This is a genomic window from Saccharomonospora iraqiensis subsp. iraqiensis (genome assembly GCF_000430445.1).
GTDB lineage: Bacteria > Actinomycetota > Actinomycetes > Mycobacteriales > Pseudonocardiaceae > Saccharomonospora > Saccharomonospora iraqiensis.
On the sequence record NZ_KE387105.1, the window covers coordinates 6,802 to 10,050 of the forward strand.

The 3,249-nt window shown below is 73.0% G+C and carries 3 protein-coding genes; 2 read left to right on the plus strand and 1 reads right to left on the minus strand.

Annotation, left to right across the window (positions count from 1 at the left end):
- The coding region (locus ACTIR_RS23630; protein WP_199285631.1) for an acyl-CoA thioesterase at positions 1-511 on the minus strand (511 nt) is incomplete at its 3' end.
- 357 nt (positions 512-868) lie between these two features.
- Between ACTIR_RS23630 and ACTIR_RS0115220 the strand changes: the two genes are divergently transcribed.
- Both ACTIR_RS0115220 and ACTIR_RS23635 read left to right on the plus strand, forming a co-directional pair.
- Positions 869-1,729: a DUF2382 domain-containing protein gene (locus ACTIR_RS0115220; protein ID WP_026454925.1), complete on the plus strand. Its 861-nt coding sequence runs from the start codon at positions 869-871 to the stop codon at positions 1,727-1,729.
- 319 nt (positions 1,730-2,048) lie between these two features.
- Positions 2,049-3,249 (plus strand): MFS transporter (locus tag ACTIR_RS23635; protein ID WP_065388597.1); only part of this gene is annotated, 1,201 nt, incomplete at its 3' end.

Below are 3,249 nucleotides of genomic sequence, written 5' to 3' on the forward strand. Positions count from 1 at the left end.
CGTCGCCGGACCCGCGTGCGCCGCCGGACCCGCGTGCGCCGCCGGATCCGCGTGCGCCGTCGGGAACCCGGCACAGCACGAGCGGACCCGTGGACGCGCCGAACGGGTACCGGTGCGGCAATGTCTCGGGGGCGGGGACCACGGGGGCGGTGTCCTGGTGACACGGGCCGGACTCCGGGTCCCGGAACGACGCGAGCAGGTGGAACACGGTTCTGCCGTGCTGGACGGCCTCGACGCTGCGGGTGCGGGCCGGGTGGCCGTCGCGGAGGCGGTCGACGCGGAACCGGACGGGTTCCCGGGGATCGCCCGGCCGGAGGAAGTACGCGTGCAGCGAGTGCGGGGCCGTGGTGTCCCCGACGGTCCGGCCCGCCGCGACGACGGCCTGGGCGAGGAACTGGCCGCCGAAGACCCGTTCCCCGGGCAGCGGCAGGCACGTCCCGAGGAAGGTGTCCGGCGAGCACCGGCGCAGGTCCAGGGCCGCGAGCACGTCGTCGAGGGACATCTCGGTCATCCGGTCCGCCTCCGGGTCGCCGAACGTGGGTCGGACCCGCCGCGATGCGGGTCCGGACCATCCGATCACGGTCCGGTCCCGTCGGGGCCCGGATGTGGCCCGGGCCATGCGCACCGCGAGACCGCCGTCTCCGTCCGCGGCCCGCCCCGCGTCCGCACCCGTCCGCTCCGGGGCCGGGAACGTGTGACACCGGGTGCGACCGGTGCGGCCGCGAAAGGGGGACCGCCCACCCGGACGGGTGAAAGCCGGGGCGGGCGGTTTCCGGGCGAAGGGGGACGGAAACGCACTCTTCAAGGGTCGGACGGGTGACAAAGTCCGGTTCTCATCAGATCGCGAGCACGGAAGGAGGCAGCGATCGTGGCAACGACACCGCGTCCGGAGGAACTCGTCGACAGCTCGGTTCTCGACTCCCAGGGTCGCAAGATCGGCAAGGTCGGGACCGTGTATCTGTCCGACGAGACCCGTAACCCGGAGTGGGTGACCGTACGCACCGGGATGCTGGGGCACAAGGAGAGTTTCGTGCCGCTGCAGGGCGCCCGCATGGACAACGACGGCATCCACGTCCAGGTGTCCAAGGACCAGGTCTCCAACGCGCCGAGCACGGACACCGACTCCGATCTCTCCGGCGAGGAGAGCGCCGAGCTGTACCGGCACTACGACATGCCGGCCCCCCGGGCGGCCAGGCCCGAGGAGAGCACGGGCCCGGCGGAGAGCACCGGCACGGCGGAGGGCACCGGCACCGCCGCGGGGACCACGGCCGGCACCGCCGCGGGCGGGACCGGACGGCAGGAGACCGGGACCACGCGCGGGCGCTCCTCCGAGGAGGAGGAGTCGATGGTCCGGTCCGAGGAGCGGATGCGCGCGGGCACCGACGAGGTCGAGAGCGGGCGCGTCCGCCTGCGCAAGTACGTGGTGACCGAGGAACAGCAGATGAAGGTCCCGGTCTCGCACGAGGAGGTCCGGGTCGAACGCGAGCCCATCACCGAGGAGGACCGCGCCGAGGCGGCGACCGGCGAGCTCGGCGAGGAGGAGCAGGAGGTCACCCTGCACTCCGAGCAGCCGCATGTGGAGAAGGAGAGCGTGCCGGTCGAGAAGGTGCGGCTGGGCAAGGAGCGGGTCTCCGAGGAGGAGACCGTCTCCGGCGAGGTGCGCAAGGAGCAGTTCGACATCGACGAGGAGGGCGGCTCCGGCACCCGAGGGGGCGGGACGAACCGCTGAGACCGCCGCCACCGTCGACGCGACGACCGTCGGGCGGAGGTGAACGACCGATCGGCGCCGTGAGCGCCGGAACGACGTGGGCCGCGGGCCGGGCGACATCCGGCCCGCGGCCCACGTGTGTGCCCGGGTGAGCCTCACCCGGGAGTTCAAACCTCACTGTTGGCAGTGCCACACGGGAGAAGTGAGGACGGGGTTCCGCACCGCTGGGTAGCTTGTTGCCGCTCGGTCGACGAGCGACCGGAGCCAATCCCGACCGGCCGAGTGCGCCGGCGTTCGTCTCGCGGAAGGACCCCTGGAATTGCGGCGAGAACTGCCGCCGATGCTGCGCGCGTTCGCCAACCGGAACTACCGACTCTGGGCCTCGGCCGACCTCGTGTCGGTCACGGGCACCTGGATGCAGGTCCTCGGCCTGAACTGGGTCGTGATGGAGCGCACCGGGTCGGCGACGTCGGTGGGCCTGTCGGTGGCGCTGTCCACGGTGCCCGCACTCCTGTTCGGCCCCTGGGCGGGAGCGCTCGCCGATCGGTTCCCGCCCCGGCGGCTCATCCTCGCGGGTGAGTCGATGCACCTGGTGATCGCGTTGCTGCTCGCGTTCACCGTGTGGAGCGGCCTGCCCCTGCCGGTGCTGTTCACGCTCACCGCGACGGCCGGGCTCGTCGGCACGTTCGAGGGACCCGCACTGGGCCGGTTCGCCAGTCAGGTGGTGCCGCGCCACGATCTCGGCAACGCGCTGGCGTGGAACTCGGTGACCAACTCGACCGGCCGCGTCCTCGGGATGAGCCTGGCCGGGGTGCTGGCCGCCGTGGTCGGGGAACCGGCCCTGTTCCTGATCAACGGGGCGACGTTCCTCGCGGTCATCGGGACGGTGCTGATGATGCGGTCCGGCCAGTTCCACCCGCTGGAGATGAGCAGGCCGGAACACGCCGGGGTGCTCGCGGGCCTGTCCTACCTGCGCACGCAGCACGTGCTGGTGGTGCTGTTCGCGCTCGGGTTCGTCCTGTCCTCCCTCGGGCGCAACTACCAGGTGACCATGGCGGCGATGGCCGACGGACCGTTGAACGCCGGGTCGGCCGGGTACGGCACGCTGTCCTCGGTGTTCGCCGTCGGCACCGTGCTCGGGGGGCTCGCGGCCGCCCGCGTCCGGGAGTTCACCCTGCCGCTGCTGCTCGGCGCCGCCGCGGCGACGAGTGTGCTGCAGGCGGTGAGCGGATTCCTGCCCGGTGTGCTCGGCTTCGCCGTCGCGCTGGTGCCGATCGCGGCGGGCGCCGTGGTCATCGACACCGTCAAGAGCACGCGGCTCCAGCTGGACGCCGCGGAGAGCATGCGCGGGCGGGTGCTGGCGGTGCAGGGCACGGTCGCCGGTGGTGCCGGGGCCCTCGGCGCGCCCGCACTCGGCTGGCTCTCCGAACATCTCGGGCCGCAGGAGGCACTGTTCGTGGCGGGTGCGGTGACGCTGATGGTCACCGGTGCGGCGGCGTTGGTGCTGCGCACGCTGGCGCGCCGGCCCGCGCCCGCGCAGC